General features: G+C 60.6%; 24 protein-coding genes. 18 read left to right on the top strand and 6 right to left on the bottom strand.

Annotation, left to right across the window (positions count from 1 at the left end; translation table 11 throughout):
* Positions 1–35 precede the first annotated feature (35 nt).
* From B9Z33_RS15025 to B9Z33_RS15010, 4 genes are all read right to left on the bottom strand, one after another.
* Entirely contained in the window at positions 36–2,486 is a 2,451-nt protein-coding gene (locus B9Z33_RS15025; protein ID WP_108287778.1) for a VIT and VWA domain-containing protein, read from the bottom strand.
* Positions 2,476–2,874: a helix-turn-helix domain-containing protein gene (locus B9Z33_RS15020; protein ID WP_108287777.1), complete on the bottom strand. Its 399-nt coding sequence runs from the start codon at positions 2,872–2,874 to the stop codon at positions 2,476–2,478. The genes B9Z33_RS15025 and B9Z33_RS15020 overlap by 11 nt, the downstream gene beginning before the upstream one ends.
* A 228-nt stretch (positions 2,875–3,102) precedes the next feature.
* On the bottom strand, positions 3,103–3,405 hold the full coding sequence (locus tag B9Z33_RS15015) for a nucleotidyltransferase family protein (RefSeq protein WP_108287936.1): 303 nt from the start codon (positions 3,403–3,405) through the stop codon (positions 3,103–3,105).
* Between the two features lie 20 nt (positions 3,406–3,425).
* A complete protein-coding gene (locus tag B9Z33_RS15010) occupies positions 3,426–3,956 on the bottom strand; it encodes a DUF2889 domain-containing protein (protein WP_108287776.1) in 531 nt (176 codons plus the stop codon).
* 108 nt (positions 3,957–4,064) lie between these two features.
* Here B9Z33_RS15010 and B9Z33_RS15005 point away from each other — a divergent pair, with 108 nt between their 5' ends.
* From B9Z33_RS15005 to B9Z33_RS14920, 18 genes are all read left to right on the top strand, one after another.
* Positions 4,065–5,636: an acyl-CoA synthetase gene (locus B9Z33_RS15005; protein WP_199220364.1), complete on the top strand. Its 1,572-nt coding sequence runs from the start codon at positions 4,065–4,067 to the stop codon at positions 5,634–5,636.
* Positions 5,637–5,823: 187 nt separating this feature from the next.
* The gene (locus B9Z33_RS15000) at positions 5,824–6,627 is read left to right on the top strand and encodes a GntR family transcriptional regulator (RefSeq protein WP_199220379.1); all 804 of its coding nucleotides are present in this window, start codon (positions 5,824–5,826) and stop codon (positions 6,625–6,627) included.
* Between the two features lie 20 nt (positions 6,628–6,647).
* A complete protein-coding gene (locus tag B9Z33_RS14995; RefSeq protein WP_108287775.1) occupies positions 6,648–7,850 on the top strand; it encodes an ABC transporter substrate-binding protein in 1,203 nt (400 codons plus the stop codon).
* A gap of 16 nt (positions 7,851–7,866) precedes the next feature.
* Positions 7,867–8,739: a branched-chain amino acid ABC transporter permease gene (locus tag B9Z33_RS14990; RefSeq protein ID WP_108287774.1), complete on the top strand. Its 873-nt coding sequence runs from the start codon at positions 7,867–7,869 to the stop codon at positions 8,737–8,739.
* Positions 8,736–9,713, top strand: a complete 978-nt coding sequence (locus B9Z33_RS14985) for a branched-chain amino acid ABC transporter permease (RefSeq protein WP_108287773.1) — start codon at positions 8,736–8,738, stop codon at positions 9,711–9,713. Before B9Z33_RS14990 ends, B9Z33_RS14985 begins: the two co-directional genes overlap by 4 nt.
* Positions 9,710–10,477 (top strand): ABC transporter ATP-binding protein, encoded by a 768-nt coding sequence (locus tag B9Z33_RS14980; RefSeq protein WP_369916759.1) that lies wholly within the window; start codon positions 9,710–9,712, stop codon positions 10,475–10,477. Before B9Z33_RS14985 ends, B9Z33_RS14980 begins: the two co-directional genes overlap by 4 nt.
* A complete protein-coding gene (locus tag B9Z33_RS14975; RefSeq protein ID WP_108287772.1) occupies positions 10,474–11,187 on the top strand; it encodes an ABC transporter ATP-binding protein in 714 nt (237 codons plus the stop codon). The genes B9Z33_RS14980 and B9Z33_RS14975 overlap by 4 nt, the downstream gene beginning before the upstream one ends.
* Before the next feature lie 64 nt (positions 11,188–11,251).
* Positions 11,252–12,229, top strand: a complete 978-nt coding sequence (locus tag B9Z33_RS14970) for a tripartite tricarboxylate transporter substrate binding protein (RefSeq protein WP_108287932.1) — start codon at positions 11,252–11,254, stop codon at positions 12,227–12,229.
* On the top strand, positions 12,226–13,506 hold the full coding sequence (locus tag B9Z33_RS14965; protein ID WP_108287771.1) for a 3-isopropylmalate dehydratase large subunit: 1,281 nt from the start codon (positions 12,226–12,228) through the stop codon (positions 13,504–13,506). Before B9Z33_RS14970 ends, B9Z33_RS14965 begins: the two co-directional genes overlap by 4 nt.
* Complete coding sequence (locus B9Z33_RS14960; protein ID WP_108287770.1) at positions 13,503–14,006, top strand: 3-isopropylmalate dehydratase; 504 nt, start codon at positions 13,503–13,505, stop codon at positions 14,004–14,006. Before B9Z33_RS14965 ends, B9Z33_RS14960 begins: the two co-directional genes overlap by 4 nt.
* A gap of 47 nt (positions 14,007–14,053) precedes the next feature.
* On the top strand, positions 14,054–15,718 hold the full coding sequence (locus tag B9Z33_RS14955) for a hydantoinase B/oxoprolinase family protein (RefSeq protein WP_108287769.1): 1,665 nt from the start codon (positions 14,054–14,056) through the stop codon (positions 15,716–15,718).
* Positions 15,715–17,787 carry a hydantoinase/oxoprolinase family protein gene (locus tag B9Z33_RS14950; RefSeq protein ID WP_108287768.1) on the top strand — a complete coding sequence of 691 codons (2,073 nt, stop codon included), beginning with the start codon at positions 15,715–15,717 and terminating at the stop codon, positions 17,785–17,787. Before B9Z33_RS14955 ends, B9Z33_RS14950 begins: the two co-directional genes overlap by 4 nt.
* Positions 17,784–18,386, top strand: a complete 603-nt coding sequence (locus B9Z33_RS14945) for a cysteine hydrolase family protein (protein WP_108287767.1) — start codon at positions 17,784–17,786, stop codon at positions 18,384–18,386. The genes B9Z33_RS14950 and B9Z33_RS14945 overlap by 4 nt, the downstream gene beginning before the upstream one ends.
* A gap of 4 nt (positions 18,387–18,390) precedes the next feature.
* A complete protein-coding gene (locus B9Z33_RS14940; RefSeq protein ID WP_108287766.1) occupies positions 18,391–19,791 on the top strand; it encodes an FAD-dependent oxidoreductase in 1,401 nt (466 codons plus the stop codon).
* Positions 19,788–20,684, top strand: coding sequence for an oxaloacetate decarboxylase (locus B9Z33_RS14935; RefSeq protein WP_199220363.1), 897 nt, complete (start codon positions 19,788–19,790; stop codon positions 20,682–20,684). The genes B9Z33_RS14940 and B9Z33_RS14935 overlap by 4 nt, the downstream gene beginning before the upstream one ends.
* Positions 20,681–21,172 carry a GNAT family N-acetyltransferase gene (locus tag B9Z33_RS14930; protein ID WP_108287765.1) on the top strand — a complete coding sequence of 164 codons (492 nt, stop codon included), beginning with the start codon at positions 20,681–20,683 and terminating at the stop codon, positions 21,170–21,172. Before B9Z33_RS14935 ends, B9Z33_RS14930 begins: the two co-directional genes overlap by 4 nt.
* Before the next feature lie 15 nt (positions 21,173–21,187).
* Positions 21,188–22,177, top strand: coding sequence for a tripartite tricarboxylate transporter substrate binding protein (locus B9Z33_RS14925; protein WP_108287764.1), 990 nt, complete (start codon positions 21,188–21,190; stop codon positions 22,175–22,177).
* A 23-nt stretch (positions 22,178–22,200) separates the two neighbouring features.
* Positions 22,201–23,460: a flavin-dependent oxidoreductase gene (locus B9Z33_RS14920; RefSeq protein ID WP_108287763.1), complete on the top strand. Its 1,260-nt coding sequence runs from the start codon at positions 22,201–22,203 to the stop codon at positions 23,458–23,460.
* Positions 23,461–23,483: 23 nt separating this feature from the next.
* Here the strand turns inward: B9Z33_RS14920 and B9Z33_RS14915 are convergent, their stop codons facing one another.
* The gene (locus tag B9Z33_RS14915; RefSeq protein ID WP_233252852.1) at positions 23,484–24,188 is read right to left on the bottom strand and encodes a hypothetical protein; all 705 of its coding nucleotides are present in this window, start codon (positions 24,186–24,188) and stop codon (positions 23,484–23,486) included.
* Entirely contained in the window at positions 24,185–25,027 is an 843-nt protein-coding gene (locus tag B9Z33_RS14910) for a 2-keto-4-pentenoate hydratase (protein WP_108287762.1), read from the bottom strand. Before B9Z33_RS14910 ends, B9Z33_RS14915 begins: the two co-directional genes overlap by 4 nt.
* Position 25,028 lies beyond the last annotated feature (1 nt).

The raw sequence follows: 25,028 nt of genomic DNA, 5'->3' as shown, positions 1-25,028 counted from the left end.
TATGGTGTGATTTTTTCGATGGCCGTTTTACCGATTCATGGCAAGTTGCTCAGAATAAATGTCAATTGATTTATTTCTGTCGTTTTAAGATTTGTGACTTCGGATTGCAGCAGCCTTCGCGCATGCCGGTCTAACGGCAATCCTTTTTCATCCGCCAACCACAACAACAATACCGCCCAAACCATGGCAGGGCTTCCCAATGCTTTGGCGTGATGCAAAACGAAACCAGACATGAAGCTTGTATTCGATGAACGCAGTGTTACAGACAAGGCTGCTCTGAACGTTCGGTTGCCGTAGGCCTGCTCATTGAATATTTGCAGCATGTCAGTCAATGGGTTGGCTGGATCATCCAATGTTTTCAGCACTTCGGACAATTGGACGAGCGAGTTGTTGAATGTGTATTCGCGTTGTTTCTTCCAATAGTCGTCATCTTCGGGGGGGGGCGCTGAATCGGCGCGTTGCGCTTTTGCTTCATTACGCTCACGAGCTTTGCGAAGAATTTCATCCATGTCATCGCCATCGGCGTGCTTTCGCAGGAATGCTGGAATCTCGATGTCATCCATGCCTGCATTGGCCATGCCATCAACCCTGCCTGCTGCACTTGTTCTGCTATACCGCCAAAGGGCTGGGGTATTGCTATTGGTAACGTGGGTGTTGAGTCTCTCAGACACATCCATTGAGCAGGATTGATTGACCAGCATTGAATAATTTGACGAATCGAAACTGCTGAGCGAATCCTGAATAACTGTCCCGTTACCACCAACTCCCGCCGCCTGCATCTGCGCCAGTTGTTGCAGCAAAGGCAGCTCTTGTGCTTTTTCACCTTCGGCACGTTGGTGCACCAAGATGAAGTTGGTGTGGGGCGTGACCAGTTGGTATTGCAATGCCAATGTACGCTGAAGCTGCAAGTCGCTGGTGTCCAGTAAACGTTGTGCGGCGCACAGGCGGGGCAAGATGCCTGCTTCGTCCCACATCAGGCTTTCGGCCTGTTGACGGACTATTTTTTCTGTCAGTGTCCACCGCTGTCTGGGGGCGGCAATGGGTTTGCTGCTCACTTGTGCCCATTGGTGAATGGTGTCGCCTTGGGTGATCTGGTGTGGGCTGGGCGACTGGTAGATCAGTTCGGCATCGCTTTCCACGCTGCACTGGATGGAACAGGCGTGGCGCATGCGATCGAGCAAACGGGCCACGGCTTGTTGCATGCTTTGCTTGGGGCTAACCATTTCGCAGGCGCCGCCGCTGACTTCGGCCAGCTCGCGCAGCAGGCTTTCGGCCGGGGCACTGCCCACACCCAGCGCAAACAGTCGGTGGCCGGACTGGCGTACGGTGGCTACGATGTTTTCAATGTTCCAGACTTCACCATCGGTGATGAGCAGGATGCTGGCACCTTCTAATTGGCGATCGTCTTCTGACGTGACCCGAATCACAGCTTCAAGCGCCTTATCCATTTCTGTGCCGCCAAAGTCGGCTTTGAGGTTGCGCGCTTCTGATCGCAGGCGGCGTTGATAAGCCTCAGTGCAACGTTGAAGCCGGGGCAGCACATGCAGCGGATGGTTCCCAAAACGGGTCAAGGACACTTTGTCGTCCATCTCGAGTTGATGGAATAGCCAGTCCAGTGCATCCCGGGCTTGTTCGTTGCTGTCGCCTTGCATGGAGCCGGAGCCGTCCACCAGCACTTTCATGCGCAGTTTGGCGGGCGGTGTCTGGGCCGCATCCCAATGTGCGGTCGCGCTCGTCAGCAGGGTGTATTGGCCGGGTTGCGTCGCATCGGCGCTGGCCATGGCAAAGGCCATGTCTTTCAGGCCGTGGATGGTCAGCACAAAGTCGCGGTCCAGCCAGGCTTTGTCTTGCAGTTTGACCATCACGCCATTTTGGTGTTTGACTCGCTGCACGCCATGTGAGGGGCTGGTGATGGTGCCTTGGGCCAACGGGTTGGCGATGTCGAGCGACACATGCAGTCGGTATTCGGCCAATGGACTGCTGGCGGTGGTCTGGTGCGGGGCCAGACCGCCTTGGCTGTGTTCGTTGCCATAGCGCGGGGCGATGGTTGTGGGCAGACTCAAACGCAGCATGCCGCCCTCCAGCTTGAGCAGTTGGGCGTATTCCAGCTCGATCACCACCTCGTCGCCGGGCAGTATGTTGCCCAGGTTGGCGGTGTAGAGGTCCTTGCCCGAGCGCTCCAGCATCACGGGCAAGTCGCCGGACTGGATGGCTTTTTCGTAGGTGGTTTCGGCTTCTTTCTTTTCGACCACGGTGCCGGTCATGCGTTTGCCGTTGAGTTCGACCGCCATGCCAAGCAGCACGCTGCCCCAGGCCAGCGGGAAGGTGTAGACGCATTCGAGGTTGTCGCTGGTGGAGTTGCGGTAAACCTGCCGCAGCTTCATGCGCAGCATCAGGCCTTGCAGTTGGCCTTGGGCCTGCACCGATTGCAGGGCGACGGCTTGGTCGTCATCGCGGCTTTTGAGGCCCATCACTTCATTGCTCATTTTTGTTTTCCCATGCAGTCATGACGGTGCGCACAAAGGCGCGGAGTTGTTCGGGCGACAAGCCAGCTTCTTGCGGATCGATTTGCAGTTCCACCCCAGGCGCGATGAACACATGGCTGCGCACGCGGATGCTGCCGGGCTGTTGTTGGCGTTCAGCTACGGGCGATTCCCCTCCGGCCATGACAGCGCGGATGCGCTCCAACGACACCCCTGAGTCGGCCAACTTGCGGATTTGCATGAGCTGGCCCAGATGCACTGGCGTGTAATGCGCAGCCCGGGTCTCGCCCACGGGGCGGTCCACCAATCCCATCTGCATGTAGTAGCGGACCGTGCGCTTGGGCAAATCGGTCAGTGCGCAAAGCTGGTCTATGGAGTAAGTGGTGGTCATGAGGTTATTGTGACATAAATGCTGTCGCAATAACTGTCATTAATAAAGCGAAGACGATCTTTCCCATTGAGTAGGGCTTTTCAGGCGATGAGAACGGGAGTCAGACAGTCGTTTGGCTGTCTATTTTGAATAGCGTGTGCAGCAGCGATTGCAGGGTTAAACGCTGATGTCATTCCTGGCCAGAGTGACTTGCTCATGCAGGTAAGGCAAATCGCGCTCAATAGTTTTTCAGACGATGCCCATGTCCACTTTGTAATAGCCGTGTGCCGGCAAGTTGCGCATGTCATAGGCAAATCCTGGCGTCAGCACATCGACGGGTACACCGAGCAAGTGGCGGAGTTTGTAGCGAATTGCGCCCAGGTCAAACAAGGTGGTGTTGTCAGTGGTGTCCACCAAGATGTCCAGATTACTGTCTTCAGTGTCCGATCGATGCACGACAGAGCCAAAAACGCGTGCATTCACTGCTCTGTGGGCCAGAACGATGTCGCGTATTTGGCTTCGGTGTGCTGCCAGTGCTGCCGAGGGTTTCATGGAGTGCCAATCTGGCTTGATCAAGAGCCCTCAGCCGCCTTGGGTCTGTAAAACATCGGATAAGCCCTTTGAACCGTCGGGCTGTCAAATGCCCAGCTGTGGCATTGCCCCAAGTGATAGGGCGGTTTGGTGATTTCTGGCTGTGGCTGACCTGCCTGATCGCGACGATGCCACTGGCCTGCAGGCAAGGTTTGGTAGGCGGCCGTAGCCATGTTGAACAGCATCTCGCGCAGATGGGTGCAGCCCTCGGTGCCGCCCACATGTTCGTTGATGACCTTGCGCCAGCCCGGGCCCATGGTGCAGCCAATCAGTTTGTGCATGCCATGCGGTGCACTGGCGCATTCGGGATGGGGGATGTCGTCCATGGAGGTGGCGATGTCCTGGATCGCCATTTTGTTGTCCAGCGTGACGCGTATTTTCAGGTGGTGAATCGGCTCGTTGGCTGGAAAGGGGCGCTCGTTGGGCACCTGAAACCCGTAGGTCTTGACGTCGGTCAATTCGGCTTCGATGTCCCACAGGCCGTCTTCGCGGTCATAGCCTTGGTAGACCACGGTTCGCGTATGTGACAGTTTTCGGGGGGAGGGTGGTGGAAGTGCCAATGGAAATCTCGCGGGTCTGGTGTTGAATCTCCCAATCATAGCCACGCAGGAACCCTGAACATGTCCCTCTCTTCCACATCCGCCATCCATCCCGCCGTTCGCCGCCAGACCATCGCCGATGCCCTGCGCCGCACCGCGATTCGTTTGCCTGCCAAGACCGGCATCGTGTGTGGTGCGACAAGCTGGACCTATGCCGAATTCGACGCACTGGTCACGCGCCTGGCCGCAGGCTTGGCCAGCATCGGCGTGGCCGAGGGCGACAAAGTGGCGGTGCTGGCGCGCAACTCGCATGGTTTTGCCGCACTGCGCTTTGCGCTGGCCCGCCGGGGCGCGGTCATGGTGCCGATCAACTTCATGCTCAAGGCCGAAGAGGTGGCTTACATCCTGCGTCACGCAGGTGCCAAAACACTCGCCACCGACAGCGGACTGGCCGAGCTGGCGCAGGCCGCCGCCAAGCTCGACACCCAAGTGCAGCAGTTCATCTGGCTGCCGTCCGAAGACCCGAGCGAGCTGGTGGCGGGCATGCACAGCTTTGACGTGCTGGCCACCTGCAGCAATGCGCTCCCCGATTTGCAGCTGGGCAGCTACGACGTGGCGCAGATTGTTTACACCAGCGGCACCGAGTCGTCGCCCAAAGGCGCGCAGCTCACACACGATGCGGTCATGTGGCAATACGTCAGCTGTGTGATCGACGCCGAAATCGCCGAGGCCGATGTGGCCCTGCACGCGCTGCCGCTGTACCACTGTGCCCAGCTTGATGTGTTTTTTGGCCCGGCCATTTACATGGGCAGCACCAACGTCATCACGTCCAAGCCTACGCCCGACAACCTGCTGCCGATGATTGAAAAGTTCGGCATCACCAGCTTCTTTGCGCCACCCACGGTGTGGATCGCGCTGCTGCGCTCGCCCTTGCTGGACCCGGACAAGCTCGCCCAACTGGCCAAGGGCTATTACGGCGCGTCCATCATGCCGGTCGAGGTGCTCAAAGAGTTGGCGGCACGTCTGCCCAAAGTGCGGCTGTGGAACCTGTATGGCCAGACGGAAATCGCGCCGCTGGCCACCCTGCTCGGCCCCGACGACCAGCTGCGCAAAGCCGGCTCCTGCGGCAAGGCAGTGCGCAACGTCGAGACCCGGGTGGTCAACGACGACATGCAGGACGTGGCCGTGGGCGAGGTGGGCGAAATCGTGCACCGCTCGCCGCATTTGATGCTCGGCTACTTTTATGACGACGAGCGCACCAAGGCGGCGTTTGAGGGTGATTGGTTCCACAGTGGCGACCTGGGCATCATCGACGACGAGGGCTACATCACCGTGGTGGACCGCAAGAAAGACATGATCAAGTCCGGCGGCGAAAACGTGGCCAGCCGCGAGGTGGAAGAAATGATCTACCGCTTACCGCAGGTGAGCGAAGTGGCGGTGATTGGTTTGCCCGATGCCAAGTGGGTTGAAGCGGTGACGGCGGTGATCGTGGTCAAAGCTGGACAGAGCCTGGACGAGGCGGCAGTGATTGCGCACTGCGCGCAGCACATGGCCGGATTCAAAACGCCCAAGCGAGTGGTGTTCACCGATGCGCTGCCCAAGAATCCGAGTGGTAAATTGCTCAAGCGGGATTTGCGTGTCCTGTATGCGTGAGTGAAGAGCTGGCGGTATCCCCGCGAGATCAAGCGGCACGCGGCCCTTCGGCCCAGCTTCAGATCTTGTTTGAAAGGGTGTGAGTGCGCGCCTTACGGCACCTAGGGAAATCCCCGATCAAATGTTCTATGCATAAGACCTGAATGTCCTATTGACAGAACAATGGGACTGTTTGACCATGGCGGTCATGGATGCCCATCTGCCTTTGCCGAAGTACCACCAGATCTATCTGGTGCTGCGCGAGCAATTGCGCGAAGGCCGTTTTGACGACGGTTTGCCCGGTGAGTTGGCCTTGATGGGCCAGTTTGGTGTGGCGCGTGTCACCGTGCGCCGTGCCTTGTCGCAGTTGGCCGAAGAAGGCCTGATTCAACGTGAGCCCGGGCGAGGCACGCGGCCTGTGACGGCGCGCGCGCAAGAGGTGCTGATGCAGGCTTCCACCATGGCCTCGGGTCAGCAAGCGCGGCTGACGGGTTTGCTGGAGAACCTGGTGACCATGGGCATGCGCACCAAGGTCAAGGTGCTGAGCGTGGAGCACATGCGTGCGCCTGTGGATGTGGCGGCTGCGTTGAGGTTGCCCGCCACAGCCATGGTTCAAAAAGCTGAGCGCGTGCGCAGCACCCCGGAAGGCCCTTTGTCGCACATCACCACCTGGGTGCCCGATGCGATTTCATCGGGCTTTGGCAAACGCGAGCTGGCGCAAAAACCCATTTTGGTGCTGCTCGAAGAATCGGGCGTCAAGGTGGGCCGGGCCGAGCAAACCATCTCGGCCCGTCTGGCCGATGTGGGCATGGCCCAACATTTGGATGTGTCCGTCGGATCGGCCTTGCTGGCGGTGCGGCGCTTGATTTACGACGAGGACGACCGTCCCGTTCAATGGTTGCATGGCTTGTACCGACCGGACCGGTACGAATACCAAATGCAGTTATCCCGCGTTGGCAGCATCGATGCCAAGGTGTGGGTAAGCCAAGAGCTGTCCGCCAACTTTCATTGACCTTCATAAAGGATGTTCTCATGACCTCACGTCGCACTTTCATGGGCCAGTCCGCAGCTGCGGCTTCGGCACTCGCATTTCCGTTGGTGGGCGGGGCACAGCCCAAGCCTGTCAAGGTCGGCGTTTTGCACCCTGTCACGGGGGCCTTGGCTTATTCCGGCCAGCAGTGCCGCATGGGCGCGCTGATGGCGATTGAAGACATCAACAAAGCCGGCGGCATCAAGTCGCTGGGCGGCGCCAAAATCGAAGCCATGCTGGGTGATGCGCAGTCCAGCCCGCAAGCCGGCACCGCCGAAATCGAGAAAATGAACGAAGCGGGTGTGAGCGCCGTTGTCGGCGCATTCGCCTCGGCCATTTGCCTGGCCACCACGCAAGCGGCTGCCAAATACAACCTGCCCCATGTGGTGGATGTCGGCGTGGCCGATCAGATCGTTGAACGCGGCCTGAAAAACACCTTCCGCTTTGGCCCCGGCTACAAGAAATGCGCCGAAGTCGCTGTGGCAAGCCTGCACGCGCTGAACACCGCCGCTGGCAAGCCCGCCCGCACTGTGATGATCGTGCACGAAGAGTCGCTGTTTGGCACCGGCACCGCACAACTGCTGGCCAAAGAGTTGCCCGGCTATGGCTACGAGGTTAAAGAAATCATCAAGCACGCCAACCCCACGCGTGACTTCAATAACATCGCGCTGCGCATCAGGCAGGTCAATCCTGACATCCTGATCCCGGCCAACTATTACAACGAATACGCTCTGCTGGTGCGCACCTTGCAGCAGCAAAAAATCACGCCCAAAGCGATTTATTCGGTGTTGGGCGGTGCAGCGTCGAGCTACAAGTTCGTCAAGGAATTCCCCGAGGCTGCCAACGGGATCATCGACTGCAACCACTGGTTCAACCCCAAAGACAAGCGCTCAGCCGAACTCAAAAAGCGTGTCGAAGCGCAAGGCCAGTTCTTCAGCTACGAAGTGTTCATGACCTACACCGCCATGATGCTGCTGGCCGATGCGATCGAACGCGCCAAGTCGCCTGACCGCGCAGCCATCACCGACGCACTGGCCTCCAGCAAGTTTGCCAACCACATCATGCCGTACGGCCCGACCCAGTTTGTCAACGGCCAGAATATGGGCGCGCAGCCTTTGATGACCCAGGTCTACAAAGGCGACATCAAGGTGATCGTGCCCCGCGATTACCGCGAAGTCGAACCCGTCTTCCCGCTCAAGGGCTGATCGCCAGGGCTCCCCGATGCTTGACCTGAACATCCTGTTCCCCTCTTTGCTCAACGGCATCACCACCGGTGCCGTCTATGCACTGATTGCGCTGGGCCTCACACTGATTTATGGCGTGTTGCACATCATCAATTTCGCGCACGGCGCGGCTTTGATGGTGGCGCTGTATGGCGTGTACATGCTCAAGGAAAAGCTCGGGGTCGATCCCTATTTGGCCCTGCCGATCATGGTGCCTGCCATGTTTGTGCTGGGTTATGCGCTGCAACGCGGCGTCATCAACCGCGCCAGCCATGGCAAGGATGAAAACATTTTGTTGGTCACGCTGGGCGTGTCCATCGTGCTCGAAAACCTGGCGCTGTTGTTCTTCAAGTCCGATACCCGCACCATTGACACGGCCTACACCCTGACCACGGTGGAGATCGGCCCGGCTTTCATCGCGCTGCCCAAGCTGGTGGCCTTTGGTGGGGCCTTGGTGGTGTCGGCCGTGATGCTGCTCATCGTGCAAAAAACCGATCTGGGTCGCGCCATCCGCGCCGTGTCCAAAGAAAAGCAGGGGGCCCGATTGATGGGCATCGATGTGGACCATGTCTACGCCATGTGTTTTGGCCTGGGGCTGGCCAGTCTGGGCGCTGCGGCTTGCTTTTTGATGCCGGCCTATTACGTCAACCCGCAGGTGGGCAATGGTTTTGTGCTGGTGGCTTTCACCATCGTGGTGCTGGGCGGTATGGGCAGTTTTGCTGGCGCCTTGCTGGGCGGTTTGCTGATTGGTGTGGTCGAGTCGCTGGGCGGTTTGCTGCTGGGCGAATCGCTGGGTCAAGTCGGCATTTTTGTGATTTTCATTGTGGTGCTTTTGCTCAGGCCACAAGGTTTTTTTGGAGCGAAGGCATGAAAGACTTTCGCAACATTGCGCTGTTTGTGCTGTTGGTCGGCGCGGTGCCTTTTTTTACGCAGTCGGGCGTGATGCTCAACTTCGTCATGACCGCTTTGTACGCCTGTTTGCTGTCGCAAGCCTGGAACGTGCTGGGCGGTTTTGGTGGTCAGTTTTCGTTCGGCCATGCATTGTTTTTTGGCACGGGTGCTTATTTGCAGGCCATTGCGCAAATGCAGTGGGGCTTGAGCCCCTGGGTGGCTTTGCCGCTGGCCATGGCTTTTGCGGCGGGTGTGGGCGCTTTTGTGGGCGCGGCCTCGTTCCGCTACGGGCTCAAGGGTTCTTACTTTGCGCTGGTCACGCTGGCCTTTGCCGAGGTGTTCCGCATCGTGGCCACGTCGGTGCCGTTCACCGGTGCGGGTGTGGGCCTGATGCTGCCGCTCCGGGAGTCGGCCGCCAACATGCAGTTTGGCAGCCGTGCTGGTTTCATCTGGCTCATGCTGGGCCTGGTCACGCTGGCCCTGTGCGTCACCGCCTGGCTGCGCCACTCGCGCTTTGGCGCATACCTGCAGGCTGTGCGCGACAACGAAGATGCAGCCCGCGCCATTGGCGTCAACCCCTTCAGCGTCAAGCTGGTCGCCACCATTCTGTCGGGTGGCCTCATGGGCGCAGGCGGTGCGTTTTATGTGCAGGTTTTCCAATACATCGATCCGGGCATCGCCTTTGGCTCGCACACCTCGGTTGAAGCTTTGGTGGGTGCGATTGTGGGTGGCCTGGGCACGCTCTGGGGGCCGCTGCTGGGGGCCGTCAGCCTGCACATTCTGGCCGACCTCACGCGCAATTTGTTCGGTCAGTTGCCGGGCATCAACATGGTCATTTACGGTTCGGTGCTGATCCTGATCGTGATGTTCCTGCCCCGGGGCATTGCGGGCCTGGGGGCCATCACGCCGTTGCAATGGCTGCGCGGCCAGAAGTCCGACGGAGAGAAATCATGAGCACGCTGCTTCAAATCGACGGCGTGGGCAAATCCTTTGGCGGCCTGAAAGCCGTGCAAAACGTGAGCCTGTCGGTGACCGAAGGCCGCCTGAGCGCCCTGATCGGCCCCAACGGCGCGGGCAAGACCACTTTGTTTGCGCTCATGTCGGGGTTTCTCAAACCCGACACGGGCCGTGTGGCCTTTGCCGGGCAAGACATCACCGGCCAGCCGCCGCACCTGAATGCCCGCATGGGCCTGACCCGCACCTTCCAGATCGTGCAGCCTTTTGCGGCGCAGACCGTGCGCGAAAACATCGCGGTGGGTGCACACCTGCATTTGCCCGGCCGTGCGCAGGCGCTCGACTTTGCCGAGTCGGTGGCGCAGCAGGTGGGCCTGACACCGCAACTCGACAAGCTGGCCAGTGATCTGACAGTGGCTGGGCGCAAGCGGCTGGAGCTGGCCCGGGCGCTGGCCACCCGCCCGCGTCTGCTGCTGCTTGACGAAGTGCTGGCGGGCCTGAACCCGCAAGAGATTGCCGAGATGATCCCGGTGGTGCAGGGCATTGCCCAGGGCGGTGTGACGGTGCTCATGATTGAGCACGTCATGCAGGCGGTGATGAGCCTGGCGCAAGAGGTCTGGGTGCTGGCCCAGGGGCAGCTGATTGCCCACGGCACGCCGGCCGAGGTGACGAACAACAAAGCCGTGGTCGAGGCCTATCTGGGCCACGGCACGGCCGAGCGTTTGCAAAAGAGCGCCGCCCGTCAAAAAGAGGTGCAGGCATGAGCACAGCATTGCTGGATGTGAAAGGCCTCAAGTCGGGCTATGGCGCGGTCGAGGTCTTGCGCGGCGTCGATTTGCAGGTCATGCCAGGCGAGCTGGTGGCGCTTTTGGGCAGCAACGGCGCGGGCAAGACCACGCTCAACCACACGCTCAGCGGCCTGGTGGCCACCCGCGCCGGCCAGGTGCAGTTTGACGGGCATGATCTGACCGGCCAGCACAGCAAAAAGGTGGTGCTGCACGGCCTCATTCAGGTGCCCGAAGGCCGCAAGGTGTTCCCCAACCTGAGCGTGCATGAAAACCTGGAACTCGGGGCTTTCACCCGGGGCCGTGAGCGCCGGGCACACAACCTGGACAAGGTTTATGAAACCTTCCCGCGCCTGAAAGAGCGTGTGGCCCAGCTGGCGGGCACGCTCAGTGGTGGCGAGCAGCAAATGCTGGCCATTGGCCGGGGCCTCATGGCCGAGCCGCGCTTGCTGATCTTGGACGAACCCTCACTGGGTTTGTCGCCGCTGCTGGTCGAAGAAATGTTTGGCCTGATTTCTCAGCTGCGCAGCAGCGGTCTGGCGATTTTACTGGTCGAGCAAAACGTGGGCCAGTCGCTGGACATTGCGGACCGTGCTTATGTAATGGAAAACGGCCTGATCCGTTTTTCGGGCACCCCGGCAGACTTGTTGGCCAGCGACACGCTGAGACAAGCTTACTTGGGCATGTGATGTTTTGCAGACCTGAGTGACATCGTTACAGGTCATTGATATTTTGGATTTCAATCGTTTTGCCATGACATTCCGCATCGACTTTTCTCGCCGATTCCTCATGCTGACCACAGCCGTGGCCTGGCTGTTTGCTTCAGGCTTGGCGAATGCACAAACGCAACCGCCCATCAAGATTTTGGTGGGTGCACCTGCAGGAGGCACCACGGACACCATGGCCCGCACACTGGCTCAGGTGCTGGGCACGCAACTGGGGCGCATTGTGGTGGTGGAAAACCGACCCGGTGCGGGTGGCAATTTGGCGGCAGAGGCCGTGGCCAAGGCCCCGCCCGATGGCAACACCCTGCTCATGAGCTTCACCAGCCACGCCATCAACGCTTCGCTTTACCCGAGTTTGCCTTTTGATCCGGTCAAGGACTTCACACCGCTGACCATGGTGTCCACCTCGCCGTCGATGTTGGTGGCGCACCCCAAATTACCGGTCAAGAGTGTGGCCGAGTTGATTGCTTTGGCCAAAGCCAAACCGGGGCAACTGAATTTCGCCATTGGTGCCATGGGCTCTTCATTGCACATGGCAGGCGATGCTTTCAAGATGAAATCGGGTGTGTACATCGTCAACATCCCTTACCGCGGCACGGCACCAGCGGTGCAAGACGTGTTGGCCGGTCAGGTCGAACTGATGTTTGCCGCCATTGGCAATGTGCAATCCCATATCAAGGCCGGCAAGCTCAAAGCTTTGGGGGTGACCAGTGCCAAGCGCTTGGCGACTTTCCCCGATGTGCCTGCGATTGGCGAGAGCTTGCCCGGTTATGAATCCAGCGCCTGGTTTGGCCTGTTTGGCCCTGGCCGCATGGGTCCGGATTTGACGAAGCGGCTGGCCGATGCTGCGCGCGCTGCGGTGCAATCGCCCGAAGTGAAGCGCCGTATCGAAAACGAAGGGGCCACACCGGTGGGCAACAGCCCGGAAGAATTTGCCCGCTTTGTCAATAGCGAAATCGTGCGCTGGCGCGCCGTGGTGCATTACGCCGGAGCGAAACCCGAATGAGTGCCACCCTTCCGCAAACCTTGGCGCAAAAACTCATTGCCCATGCTGCAGGCCGCAGCCATGTGGCGGTGGGCGAGGTGGTGACTTGCAACGTGGACCTGGCCATGTTCCATGACTCGTCTGGCCCCAGGCGTCTCAAGCCCATGCTGGACGAGCTGGGTGCAGAGATCTGGGACAAAAACAAGGTGGTGCTGGTGCTGGACCACTACGTGCCCGCACAGGACGCCGATGCGCAGCAGATCGTGCAGATCGCGCGCGACACGGCCAAACAATGGAAGCTGCCCCATGTCATCGACAGCGAAGGCATTTGCCATGTGGTGCTGCCCGAGCGGGGTCATTTGAAGCCCGGCATGTTTTGCGTGGGCGGTGACTCGCATTCGCCCACGGGCGGTGCCTTTGGCTGCTATATGTTTGGCATCGGCGCTACCGAAATGCTGGGCGTGTGCGTCACCGGCCAAATTTGGGTGCAGGTGCCGCGCACCTTGCGCATGCACTGGAGCGGCCGACTGCAGCGCGGTGTGTCGGCCAAGGACATGATGCTGCACATGATTGGCCGCTTTGGCATGAACGGTGGGCAATACCAGGCGGTGGAATTTGCCGGACCCGCCGTGCAGGCGTTGAGCATGGCCGAGCGCATGACGCTCTCTAACATGAGTGCAGAAATGGGCGCGCAGGCGGGCCTGATTGCCGCCGATGCCACGACGTTGGCGCATTTGAAATCCATCGGAATTTCGGCTGACAAGCTGGCCGGTGCCGAGCAATGGTGTACCGACGAAGACGCTGAGTTTGAACAGCACAGCTTTGATGCCAGCAGTCTCAGCCCCCAAGTGGCCGCGCCACACAGCCCGGCCAACACGCGTGACGTGGCCGATTTTTCAGACATTCGACCAAGCATCGCTTACATCGGTGCTTGCACCGGCGCCAAGCTCGAAGACCTGCGCGCTGCCGCGTCGGTGCTCAAGGGCCAGCGTGTGGCGGCCGGGGTACAGCTCATGGTGGCCCCGGCCAGTGCCCGTGAACAAGCGCAGGCCACGGAAGAAGGCGTGATGCAAACCTTGCTGGACGCCGGGGCCACTGTGTTGCCCAACAGCTGCGGCGCGTGTGCAGGTTATGGCGCGACTTTTCCCGAAGGCTCTACCGTGATCTCCACCACCGCCCGCAACTTCAAGGGCCGCATGGGCCCGGCGAGCGTCAACGTGTATTTGGCATCCCCCTACACCGTGGCGGCTTCGGCCTTGCGCGGGCACATTAGCGATGCACGCGAGGTGCTGGCATGAACCCCCGCAACTTTAGCAACGCAAGTGTTTGGCGTGTGGGTGCTGATGTGGACACCGATGCGCTGGCACCCGGCGCTTACATGAAGCACGGTCTGGAAGTGATCGGCTGGCATTGCCTGGAGGCCGTGCGCAGCGATTTCGCTTCGGGCGTGAAAGAGGGCGACGTGATCGTGGCTGGGGCCAACTTCGGCATCGGTTCTTCACGCGAGCAGGCCGCAGGTGTGCTGCGGCACCTGGGGCTGGCGGCGGTGATCGCGCCATCGTACAGCGGCCTGTATTTTCGCAACGCTTTCAACCTGGGCCTGTTGCTGCTGACCTGCCCCGAGGCCGACAAGATCGAAGAAGGCGAGCGTGTGGCTTTGCGATTTGAAGGTGACACACCTGTGGTGATTCGCGCCAATGGCCAGGCGCTGGCTTGTGCACCGATTCCCGATTTTTTGATGGACATGGTCGATGCAGGTGGCTTGCTGCCCCTGCTCAAACAAAGACAACAAGGATGAACCCGATGGTTTCAGCTTCTCAAACACCCGCTGTCACGGATGCAGTGATGGACCCGGTCATGGACCCCGTGACTTTGGCCGTGCTGCGCGGCCGACTCGAACAGATCGCCGACGAGATGGACGCCACGCTGTACCGCAGCGCCTTCAACCCCATCATTGCCGAGGCACACGACGCCTGCCACGGGCTGTACGACGCCATCACCGGTGACACCCTGATCCAGGGCAAGTCGGGCCTGCCGGTGTTTGTGGGGGCCATGGCTTTTGCCGTGCGCGCCGCCATGCGCGTGGCGGCTGAGCGCGGCGGCATGCAGCCGGGCGATGTGTGGTTGTTCAACGATCCGTATGAGGGCGGCACCCACGCCAACGACTTCAAGCTGGTCAAGCCCTGCTTTCGCAACGGTCAGCTGTACTGCTTTTTGGCCTCGGCCGCGCACTGGCACGACGTGGGCGGTGCAGTGCCCGGCAACTACAACCCGGCCGCGACCGAATGCTGGCAAGAAGCGGTGCAGATTCCACCGGTGCGCATTTTGCGCGACGGCGTGCTCGACGACGATGTGCTGGCCATCCTGCGCGCCAACACCCGCCTGCCCGACAGCCTGTGGGGTGACCTGAACGGCCAGCTGGCCGCGCTCGACCTGGGTGCGCGCCGTCTGGATGGCCTGCTCGATGAATACGGCGACGCCAAAGTGGCACAGGCCCTGGTGGAGCTGCGCACCCGCGCCGTGCGCCTGATGCGCTCGCACATCGGCAGCCTGCCCGATGGGCGTTACAGCTTTGAAGACGTGCTCGACAACGATGGCGTGAAAGACGAGCTGCTGACCATCGCACTCGACATGACTGTGGCCGGGGACCGGCTGACGCTGGACTTCTCTCGCACCTCGGCGCAGTGCGCAGGCCCGGTGAACATCTCGCGTGCCACGGCGGTGGCGGCTTGCTATGTGGCCTTGAAGCATGTGTTCCCCGATGTGCCGGCCAACGCGGGTGTGCTCGATGCGGTGGACTTTGTGATTCCCGATGGTCTGGTCATCAGCGCTTCGCGGCCCCGGCCGGTGGGCGGTTACACCGAAACCATTTTGCGCATGATCGACGTGATCTTCAGCGCCACGGCACTAGCTGACCCGCAGCGGGCGGTGGCCCATGCCTATGGCACCATCAACGCCTTGTCGATCGCCGGGCACCGCACCGACGACAAGCGCAAAGGCCAGCGCTGGGTGATGTTCAGCTTTTTCGGCGGCGGGCACGGTGGCCATTCGGATGGCGATGGCCTGTCGCACGGCAATGCGCCGATCTCCACCGCCACGATCCCACCGATGGAAATTCTGGAAGCGGCCTACCCGGTGCGCTTCACCCAGTGGGCTTTGCGACCCGGCTCGGGCGGCGATGGCCAGCACCGGGGCGGCTTGGGCGCGATTTACGAAATCGAGCTGCTCGAAGACAGCGCCGAGGCCTTCATCTTTGGCGAGCGCGGCAAGTCAGCCCCCAAAGGCATTCACGGCGGACAACCCGCATTACCCAACGTGTTTGAGTACTGCCAGAACGGCGAATGGAAGACGCCGCCCATGGTGTCCAAGATGCTCGGCATCCATCTGAAAAAAGGCGACCGCGTGCGCCTGCAAACGCCTGGCGGTGGCGGCTGGGGCACTCCCGCTGAGCGCACAGAAAAAGACCGCGCCAATGACACCGCACTGGGTTACACCAAGGAACAAGCATGAGTGAGCCAACATTGAACCAACCGCATTGGGTGGTGGGCGTGGACGTGGGCGGTACGTTCACCGACCTGTTTGTGTTGGACGAAAAAACCGGCCAGGCCCGCATTGTCAAAGTGCCCTCGACCCGGGGTGAAGAAGCCCGGGGCTTCATGAACGGCATCGCCAAAGTGACCGGGGTCACCGGTGCTGAAGGGGCCAAAGACATCGCCACCATCGTGCACGGCACCACCGTGGGCACCAACGCCTTGCTCGAACGCAAGATCGCCCGCACCGGCATTATCACCACACGCGGGTTTCGCGATGTGCTGGAGATGCGCCGCCGCGACCGCCCGCAAACCTGGGGCCTGCGCGGCAGCTACACGCCGGTGGTGCCGCGTGCTTGGCGCTTGGAAGTCGACGAGCGTGTGCTGGCCGACGGCCAGTTGCACACGCCTGTGAATCTGGAGCAAGTGCGCGAACAAGCCCGCGCATTGCTGGCCGAGGGCTGCGAGGCCGTGTGTGTGTTCTTTGTGCACGCCTATGCCAACCCCGGCAACGAACAAGCCGCCGTGGCCGCTGTGCGCGAGATCTGGCCCAACAGCTATGTGACGGCGGCGAGTGAAGTGCTGCCTGAGATTCGTGAGTTTGAGCGCTGCTCGACTGCTACCCTGAACGCCGCCTTGCAGCCTGTGGTGGGCAGTTATTTGCAGCGCCTGGATGGTGATTTGCGTGCCCAGGGCTTTGGCGGTGAACTCTTGATCGTGCAAAGCAATGGCGGCGTCATGTCACGCCAGACCGCTTGCGATGTGCCGGTGCGCACCGCGCTGTCCGGCCCGGCAGCGGGCGTGATGGCCTGCGCTGAAATCGCCCGCGCTTCGGGCTTTGAAAACGTCATCACCGGTGACATTGGCGGCACCTCGTTTGATGTGTCCTTGGTGGCCGGTGGCGAGGCGGCGCTGGCCGCACAAACCTCCATCGAGTTTGGCCTGGTGGTGCGCTCGCCCATGATTCAGATCGAGACCATCGGTGCCGGGGGCGGCTCGATCGCTTCGGTCGATGCGGGCGGCATGCTGCAAGTGGGCCCCGAGTCGGCCGGCAGCATTCCCGGTCCGGCCTGTTATGGACGCGGCAACACCCGCCCCACTTTGACCGATGCCAACGTGCTCTTGGGTCGCATCGCGGCCGACCGGCCTTTGGGTGGCGGTTTATTGCAGGCGCTCAATGCCGGTTTGTCTGAGCAGGCCATCACCCAGCATGTGGCTGAGCCTCTGGGCCTGACCGCGCTGGCCGCGGCCGAGGCGATTTTGACAGTCGCCAACGCCCGCATGGCTGGCGCGATCCGTGTGGTATCCATCGAGCGCGGCCACGATCCGCGCCAGTTTGCCTACATGCCTTTTGGTGGCGGTGGCGGCTTGCATGTGTGCGCCATGATGCGTGAGGTGGGCGTGACCACCGGCATCGTGCCGCGTTACCCAGGCGTGACTTCGGCCTTGGGCTGCGTGATGGCCGACATGCGCCACGACGCGGTACAGACCCTGAACGTGGCCCTGTCCGATGTGGCTTGGCCCGAGTTGCTGCAACGTGTGGAAGCACTGGCCGAGGCTTGCCAGGTGCGTCTCGATTCCGCCGGTGTGAACTTTGTGCGGGTCGATGAAGTCATCAGCTTCGACATGCTCTACATGGGCCAGACCCACACACTGCAAGTGCCCGTGAAGCGTGAAGCTTTGAATGCCGCTGGGTTGTTGGCCGCGTTTGAAGCGGCGTACCAGCACGCCTTTGGCCGCGTGCTGCAAGGCCCGGTGATCCGCGTGATGAACCTGCGTTATGCCCGCATCGGGCGTCGTCCGAAATTTGACTTGGCGGTGCTGGCCCCGCAAGGCGATGGCAGCACCATGCCGGTGGGCGAGCAGCAGGTGTATCACCAGGGCCAATGGTGGACAGCCCAGCGCTACGAGCGTCTGAGTCTGCCCGTGGGCATCGTGGTGCAAGGTCCGGCGATTTTGGAACAACCCGACACCACCGTCTGGCTGGAGCCCGGCTTTGAAGGCCGGGTCGACAAACTGGGCAACCTGCTGGTGGAGCGCAGTGCATGAACTTGAAGAACGCCAAGCTGGGCATGGTCATCGTGGACCTGCAAAATGATTTTCTGGCCCCCGATGGGGCTTATGCCCGGGGCAACACCCTGAGCGCCGAAGCCGTCAAGCTGCCTGAGCGCATGGCCGCGGTGGCGCGTGCCATCAAGGGGCGTGGTGGCCTGGTCACGGCCAGCCTGTTCACGCTGTGGCCCGATGCCCAAGGTGAGCCCATGATTTCGGCGCACCTGAAAGAGCGACGGCCGTTTTTGCGCAAAGGCGACTTTGCGCCCGGCAGCCGGGGCCAGGCCAATGTGGACCTGCTGGCCCCGCTGGTCGATGTGTCGGTGTTCAAGGTCGCGTATTCGGCCTTCTTCAACACGCAGCTCGACTGGGTGCTCAAAAAATCGGGCATCGACACGCTGGTGGTGTGTGGCATCGTGACCAACGGTGGCGTGGCCAGCACGGTGCGCGATGCGCATGTGCGCGACTACCACGTCATCGTGTTGTCGGATGGTTGCGCCGCCTTCAGCGAAGCCGCGCACCAAGCCGCGCTGGCCGACATGGCGTCGGTGGGCGAGGTGATGGACAGCGCCACTTTCTTGAAACAACTGGGCTGAAGCCATGACCGCCACGCTGGCACACATTTGTCCGGCTTCTCAATTGCTGGCCGAAGACCACACGCCGATGGTGATTGTGGGCGCAGGCGCTTGCGGCTTGACGGCTGCGCTGGCCTTGCACCGCATGGGCGTTGAGTGCGTGGTGCTGGAGCGAGATGCGTTTGCCGCAGGTTCTACGGCTTTATCCTCGGGTTTCATCCCCGCCCCTTGCACGCAAGCCCAACAGGCGCAAGGCATCACCGACAGTGTGGAAGCTTTTGCCGCCGACATTCAGGCCAAGGCACACGGTCAGGCTGCGCCGCATCTGGTGCAGGCCTATGCCCAAAACATTGGTCCGGCCATGGACGCGTTGGCCGAGCATCACGGCCTGCCCTGGCAAGTGCTGGACAACTTTTTGTACCCCGGCCACAGCGCTCACCGCATGCACGCTGTGCCCGAAAAAACCGGGGCCGGTTTGATGAGCCGTCTGCAAGCCGCCGCCGACGCTGCTGGCGTGGTGGTGCTCACGCAAGCGCAAGTGACCGAGCTGTGGGCCGACGAAGCGCAGCGCATCCACGGCGTGGGTTTTGTGCGGCCCGATGGGCAGACCGAGCGCATCCGTTGCGATGCGGTGCTTTTGGCTTGCAATGGTTTTGGCGGGGCAACGGCCATGGTGAAAGACCTGTTGCCCGAAATGGCCGAGGCCACCTATGCAGGCCATGTGGGCAACGATGGCAGCGCCATCGCTTGGGGCCAGCAGCTGGGCGCACGCCTGGCCGATTTGGGCGCTTACCAGGGCCACGGCTCTTGGGCCGTGCCGCAAGGCGCTTTGATCTCATGGGCGCTGATGATGGAAGGCGGCGTGCAAATCAATAACCAAGGCCAGCGCTTTCATGACGAGACCCAGGGTTACTCTGAGGCCGCGGTGCATGTGTTGGCGCAGCCGGGTGGCGTGGCATGGAACGTGTTTGACGATTCGCTGCTCGCCTTTGCGCAAGCGTTTCCGGACTTTGTGTCTGCGCAAGGCGCAGGCGCGGTGCAGCATGCAGCAGATGCGAATGCACTGGCGCAACTGATCGGCTGCCCGAGCGAAGCCCTTCAAGCCACTATGAATGCAGTGCAGCCTGGCACCGACCCCGTCACAGGACGCACGTTCCAACGCGCCTTGCAAGCTCCTTTCCATGCCATCAAGGTCACCGGTGCTTTGTTTCACACCCAGGGCGGTTTGGACATCGACGTGCACACCCGCGTGTTGCGGCAAGACGGCACACCTTTGCCCAACCTGCTGGCCGCTGGCGGCGCAGCGCGGGGCGTGTCGGGCCAAGCGGTCTGGGGTTATCTGTCGGGCAACGGTTTGCTCAGCGCCGTCGCGGGCGGGCACATTGCGGCTCACACCGCGCAACAACTTTTGAAGGACATGCCATGAGCCAGCCCCACACCTTGACACAAGGCCATTTGGCCCAGCGCCTGCAGCAACCTCAGGCCTTGCTGGCCCCCGGCGTGTACGACGCACTCACCGCATTGGTGGCCCAGCAGGCCGGATTCGAGGCGCTCTATTTGTCAGGTGCATCGATCGCCTACACCCGCCTCGGACGCTCGGACATCGGTCTGACCACTGCCACCGAAGTGGCGCAGACCCTGGCCCACATCACCGACCGGGTGAACATTCCTGTGATCGTGGACGCCGACACCGGCTTTGGCAACGCGCTCAACACCCAGCGCACGGTGCGCGACTTCGAGCGCGCCGGGGCAGCGATGATCCAGATCGAAGACCAGACTTTCCCCAAGCGCTGCGGCCACCTGGATGGTAAAGGCGTGGTGCCTGTGGCCGAGATGCAAGGCAAGCTGCTCGCCGCTCTGGATGCCCGGCATGACAAAAACACCCTGATCCTGGCGCGCACCGATGCGGTGGCGGTGGAAGGACTGGACGCAGCACTCGAGCGGGCTGAGCGCTATCTGGAATGCGGCGTTGATGCTTTGTTCATCGAAGCTTTGCGGTCCGATGAACAGATGAACCGCGCCTGTGCGCAGTTCGCCAAGCGTGTACCACTGCTGGCCAATATGGTCGAAGGCGGCAAAACGCCAGTGCAAAGCGCAGCCGAACTGGGCGAGCGGGGCTTCAAGATCGTGATCTTCCCCGGCGGTACGGCGCGTGCGGTGCTGCAAACGCTGCAAGGTTATTACGTCAGTTTGCACACGCACCAGACCACGCGGCCTTGGCAAGAACAGATGCTGGACTTCGATGGCTTGAACGCGGTCATTGAAACACCACAATTGCTGGCGCTGGGTCAGCGTTATGAAAGCGGTGAAAAGGCATGACGTCCAACATCGTTTTGCGTGGCCTGCAAGTGGGCGACATCGGCTGGGTGGCGCACCGGCAGGGCATTTTGTACGCGCAGGAATATAGCTGGGATGGCACTTTCGAGGCCTTGGTGGCCGAGATTGCCGCGCAGTTTGTCAAAAACTTCGATCCTGTTAACGAAAATGCCTGGATTGCCGAGAGCGATGGGCAGGTGGTGGGATCGGTATTCTTGGTCAAAGTCTCAGACGCCGAGGCCAAGCTGCGCTTGCTGTATGTGGAGCCTGAGATGCGTGGCACCGGTTTGGGTCGGCGCTTGACGCAAGAATGCATCTTGTTTGCCAAGGCTCGGGGCTATCAAAAATTGAGTTTGTGGACCAACGACATCCTGCACGCGGCCAAGCACATTTACCAAACGGCTGGTTTTGAATTGATGTCCGAAGAGACCCACCATTCGTTTGGACACGATTTGGTAGGTCAGTATTGGGCGCTGGATCTGAAAAATTAACGACTGGAGATTTTCATGACATTCCTTTCACTTCGTCCAGGCCGCAATTGGCTGACGGGCTTGGCGGCCTTGGTGCTCATGGGTGCTTCGCAAGCCCAGACACCTGCGCCTTACCCGACCCAGCCCATCAAAATCATCGTGCCGTTCACGCCCGGCACGGGCATGGACACGATTGCCCGCGCCGTAGCACCGCGCCTGAGCGAGCGCTTGGGGCAGCCGGTGGTGGTGCAAAACCAAGCGGGTGCCAGTGGCAACATTGGCTCGGACGCGGTGGCCAAGTCGGCCCCCGATGGCCACACCTTGTTGATCACGGCAAACACCATGCTGATGGCCACACAAATGAGCGCCAAGAGCAGCTACAACCCCGTCACCGACTTTGCCCCCATTGGCATGACGGCCTATGGCACCTTGATGTTGGTGGCCCATCCCAAAACAGGCATCAAATCGGCCAGCGACTTGGTCCGGATGGCCAAAGCCCAGCCAGGTCGCTTGAACTTTGGCTCGCCCGGGGTGGGAACGCCCCACCACATGGCGATGGAGTTGTTCAAACTCGAAACAGACACCTTCATGTTGCATGTGCCTTACCGAGGCACGGCGGGTTATACGCAAGATTTGTTGGCCTGTGAAGTTCAGGCTGGATTTTTGCCAGTCCATGTGGCCGCAGGGTTTGTGAAAAGCGGTCGCTTGGTGGCGCTCGCGGTGGGCAGTCAAAAACGACACCCTGTGGCTGCCGATGTGCCGACCTTTGCCGAAGTCGGTATCCAGCGCATTGACGTGGACCTTTGGTACGCGTTTTATGCCCCCAGCAAAACACCCGCTGCAGTGGTGGCCCGTTTGAACACAGAAATCTCAGCCATCATCCGCCAAAACGACGTCAAGGAACTGCTGGCCCGTTCGGGCATGGATGCCAGCACATCCACCCCCGCTGAACTGGGTGCCTTGGTAGCCAAAGACTATCCACGGTGGGGCAACGTGATCCGTTCCAAACAAATTTCAGCCGATTGATGGGTGAGGACATAAGGACTCTTATGACAGAACGAACAGCAGACATCGCCATTGTGGGCGGCGGGATTGGTGGCTTGGCTTTGGCGCTTCACTTGCACCACCGGGGCGTGGTGTGCGAGGTGTTTGAGGCCGTGCAGCAGGTCCAAGAGATTGGTGTGGGCATCACCGTCTTGCCACATGCCATGCGCGAGTTGGCTGCTTTGGGCTTGGCCGAAGCGGTTGAGGCAGCAGGCATCGAAAACTACGAAAGTGTGTTTTACAACCGTTACGGCCAATTCATTTACAGCGAGCTGCGAGGCCGTCATGCCGGCTATGCGTTGCCCGAAGTGGGCATTCACCGGGGCAAGTTGCACAAGATTTTGTGGGACGCGGCGGTGCAACGTTTAGGAAGTGATCGGGTGCACACCGGGCACCGCTTTGCCAGCATGCAACAAGACGACAATGGCGTGACTTTGCTGTTCACCGATGCACAAGGCCAAGCCTTGCCAGCGGTACGCTGTGGGGTGGTCGTGGCCTCAGATGGTGTCAACTCCGCGGTGCGCCGGGTGTTTTACCCCAACGAAAAAGTGGCCTTTAACGGCATCAACACTTGGCGCGGCGTCACACGGCGCAAGCCGATCCTGACGGGCAAAAGTTACATGCGGGTGGGTTCGATCGACACTGGCAAGATGGTGATTTACCCCATTGCCGACAACATCGACGGACAGGGCACCCAGTTGATCAACTGGGTGGCGGAAATTGGCTTGCAAAATGAAAGCCCCAATGACTGGAACCGCCAAGGCCGTTTGGAAGATGTCTTGCCCTTGTTCAAGGACTGGACCTTCGATTGGCTCAACGTGCCCGAATTGATTGCCAAGGCCGACTCGATTTTGGAATACCCCATGGTCGACAAGGACCCCATTCCCCAGTGGACGTTTGGTCGCGTCACCTTGCTGGGCGATGCGGCGCACCCCATGTACCCGCGTGGCTCCAACGGTTCAGCGCAAGCGCTGGTGGACGCGCGCACATTGGCCGATGAATTGGCCAGTAACGTCGCTGGCGGTGACCGGGTGCAAGCTTTGCACCGCTACGAAGCGGTGCGCAGGCCTTTGACCACGAAGGTGGTCTTGACCAACCGCAGCACGCCCCCGGACTTCATCAACATCAAGGTGGACGAGTTGACACAAGGCAAACCGTTTCGCCACATCGACGATGTGATCAGCCAGGCCGAGTTGCGCCAAATTTCTGACGACTACAAAAAAATCGCTGGTTTTTCACTGGAAGCCTTAAACCGGAACGACTAGAAGTCTGGTCAGGGCTTTGAATGTCAGTCAGCGGGATGCCAGCCCATTTCAAGCCAGTGCGCATAGCCCGGTTTGAAGGGCCATGCAGTGTGTTGCACGGGTGTGTCTTTCGGCAGGACGTGCTCGGTCAGGTGATCTAGCCAAGGGCTGATGGCCCCCATGTGCTGCAGCCAAGCTTGCCCTTCGGCTGTCTCCATGGCCACGCCGGCCAGCCCTGGGCGAGACAAGGGCAAAGTCACCTCCGGCAAGGTTGGGCCTGACATGCGGTCATGCACGCTGCCCCAGTTCACGCGCTTCAAGCTTTGCTGCAGCGTTTTCAAACGTTGGCTCACGCGATCCAGGGGCTCACCGGTAAAGCGCAATTGTCCGAGCACGTTGTCAAACCAGAAAAACGCATCGGGCATGGCCCGAACGGCATCGGTCAATCGGGCCAGGCCATCGCCGGTGTGCAGGTGCAAGGCAATGCCCTGACGTTTCAAGGTGCGTTCATGGCGCCAGCGGAACAAGGGCGCGGCCAAAGGGTCGATGTCCCAAGCGTGTATTTCTTCAAATTGCGCCAGCCAGGATGTCGGCAACATCCAGCCTGCACTGGCGCCGATCAGGATCAGTTGCTTGCGCGGCATGCTTTGCGCCATCAACCAATCTGCGATCTGCGCAGAAGCAGGCGCCCAGCGCTTTTGCGATCGCCATGCGCGCCAATGCCAATGCCATCCTCCTGTCAGGTTCATGCTTGCACCGGCACCGGTTTGTCCGGGGAAAAAGTCATCTGCACATGGCCCAAAAGGCCGTAGTCTGCGCTCACCGTGTCGCCGGGTTTCAGCGCCAGTGGCACCATGCAGGTGCCGGTGGTCACCACTTGGCCTTTTTGCAAAGTGATGCCCAAGGCCGACAGTTGGTTGGCCAGCCAGGTCAAGGCGATGCGTGGATCACCCAGCACATTGCCCCCGGTGCCTTCGCGTGTGAATTGCAGGCTGGTTCCATGGTCAACACGGGCCTGTACGGTATCGGTGCTTAAATCCAGTGCGCGCCAGGCATCTGGGGCCGCCGCCCCCAAGACAAAATGCCGTGCGCATGCGTTGTCTGCCAGCAATTGTGCTTCGCCGGCTTCGGTAAATGGAGCCAGTCGGGAGTCGGGTATTTCAATGGCCGGATGCAGTGTGGCCACGGCGGCCATGACTTCTTCTACGGTGTATGAGGTGTTTTGCGGCGGCAAGTCGTGCCCCATGGCAAATGCAAATTCCGGTTCAGCCACCCGCATGCGGTTGCCAGCTGAAGGTACAGTGGCACCGCTTTCAAACACTTGGCCAGACAGCAAACGACCAGCCAGAGGGCCGCTCACATGGATGTGGCTTTGCCCGTCGGCGCTGGTGGCGGCGATTTTCCAGCCCACGACGCTGCGGCCAGACACGGAGGGCAGTTGTGCTTGCACCTTGTAGCCTTGCTCTGTTGTCAAAGGTCTGCATTCTTCGGGCAAGTTTTGCATGACCTGTCCCGATTGCCAGTGCGCCCAAACCACTTGTGCGGCTTGTGTGGCGGATGTTTTGCTCAAATCTTTTTGTGTGCCCATG

The sequence above is a fragment of the Limnohabitans sp. T6-20 genome (genome assembly GCF_003063505.1).
GTDB lineage: Bacteria > Pseudomonadota > Gammaproteobacteria > Burkholderiales > Burkholderiaceae_C > Limnohabitans_A.
The sequence above is the reverse complement of the archived record's forward strand: the minus strand, read 5'-3'. Positions and strand labels throughout refer to the sequence as shown.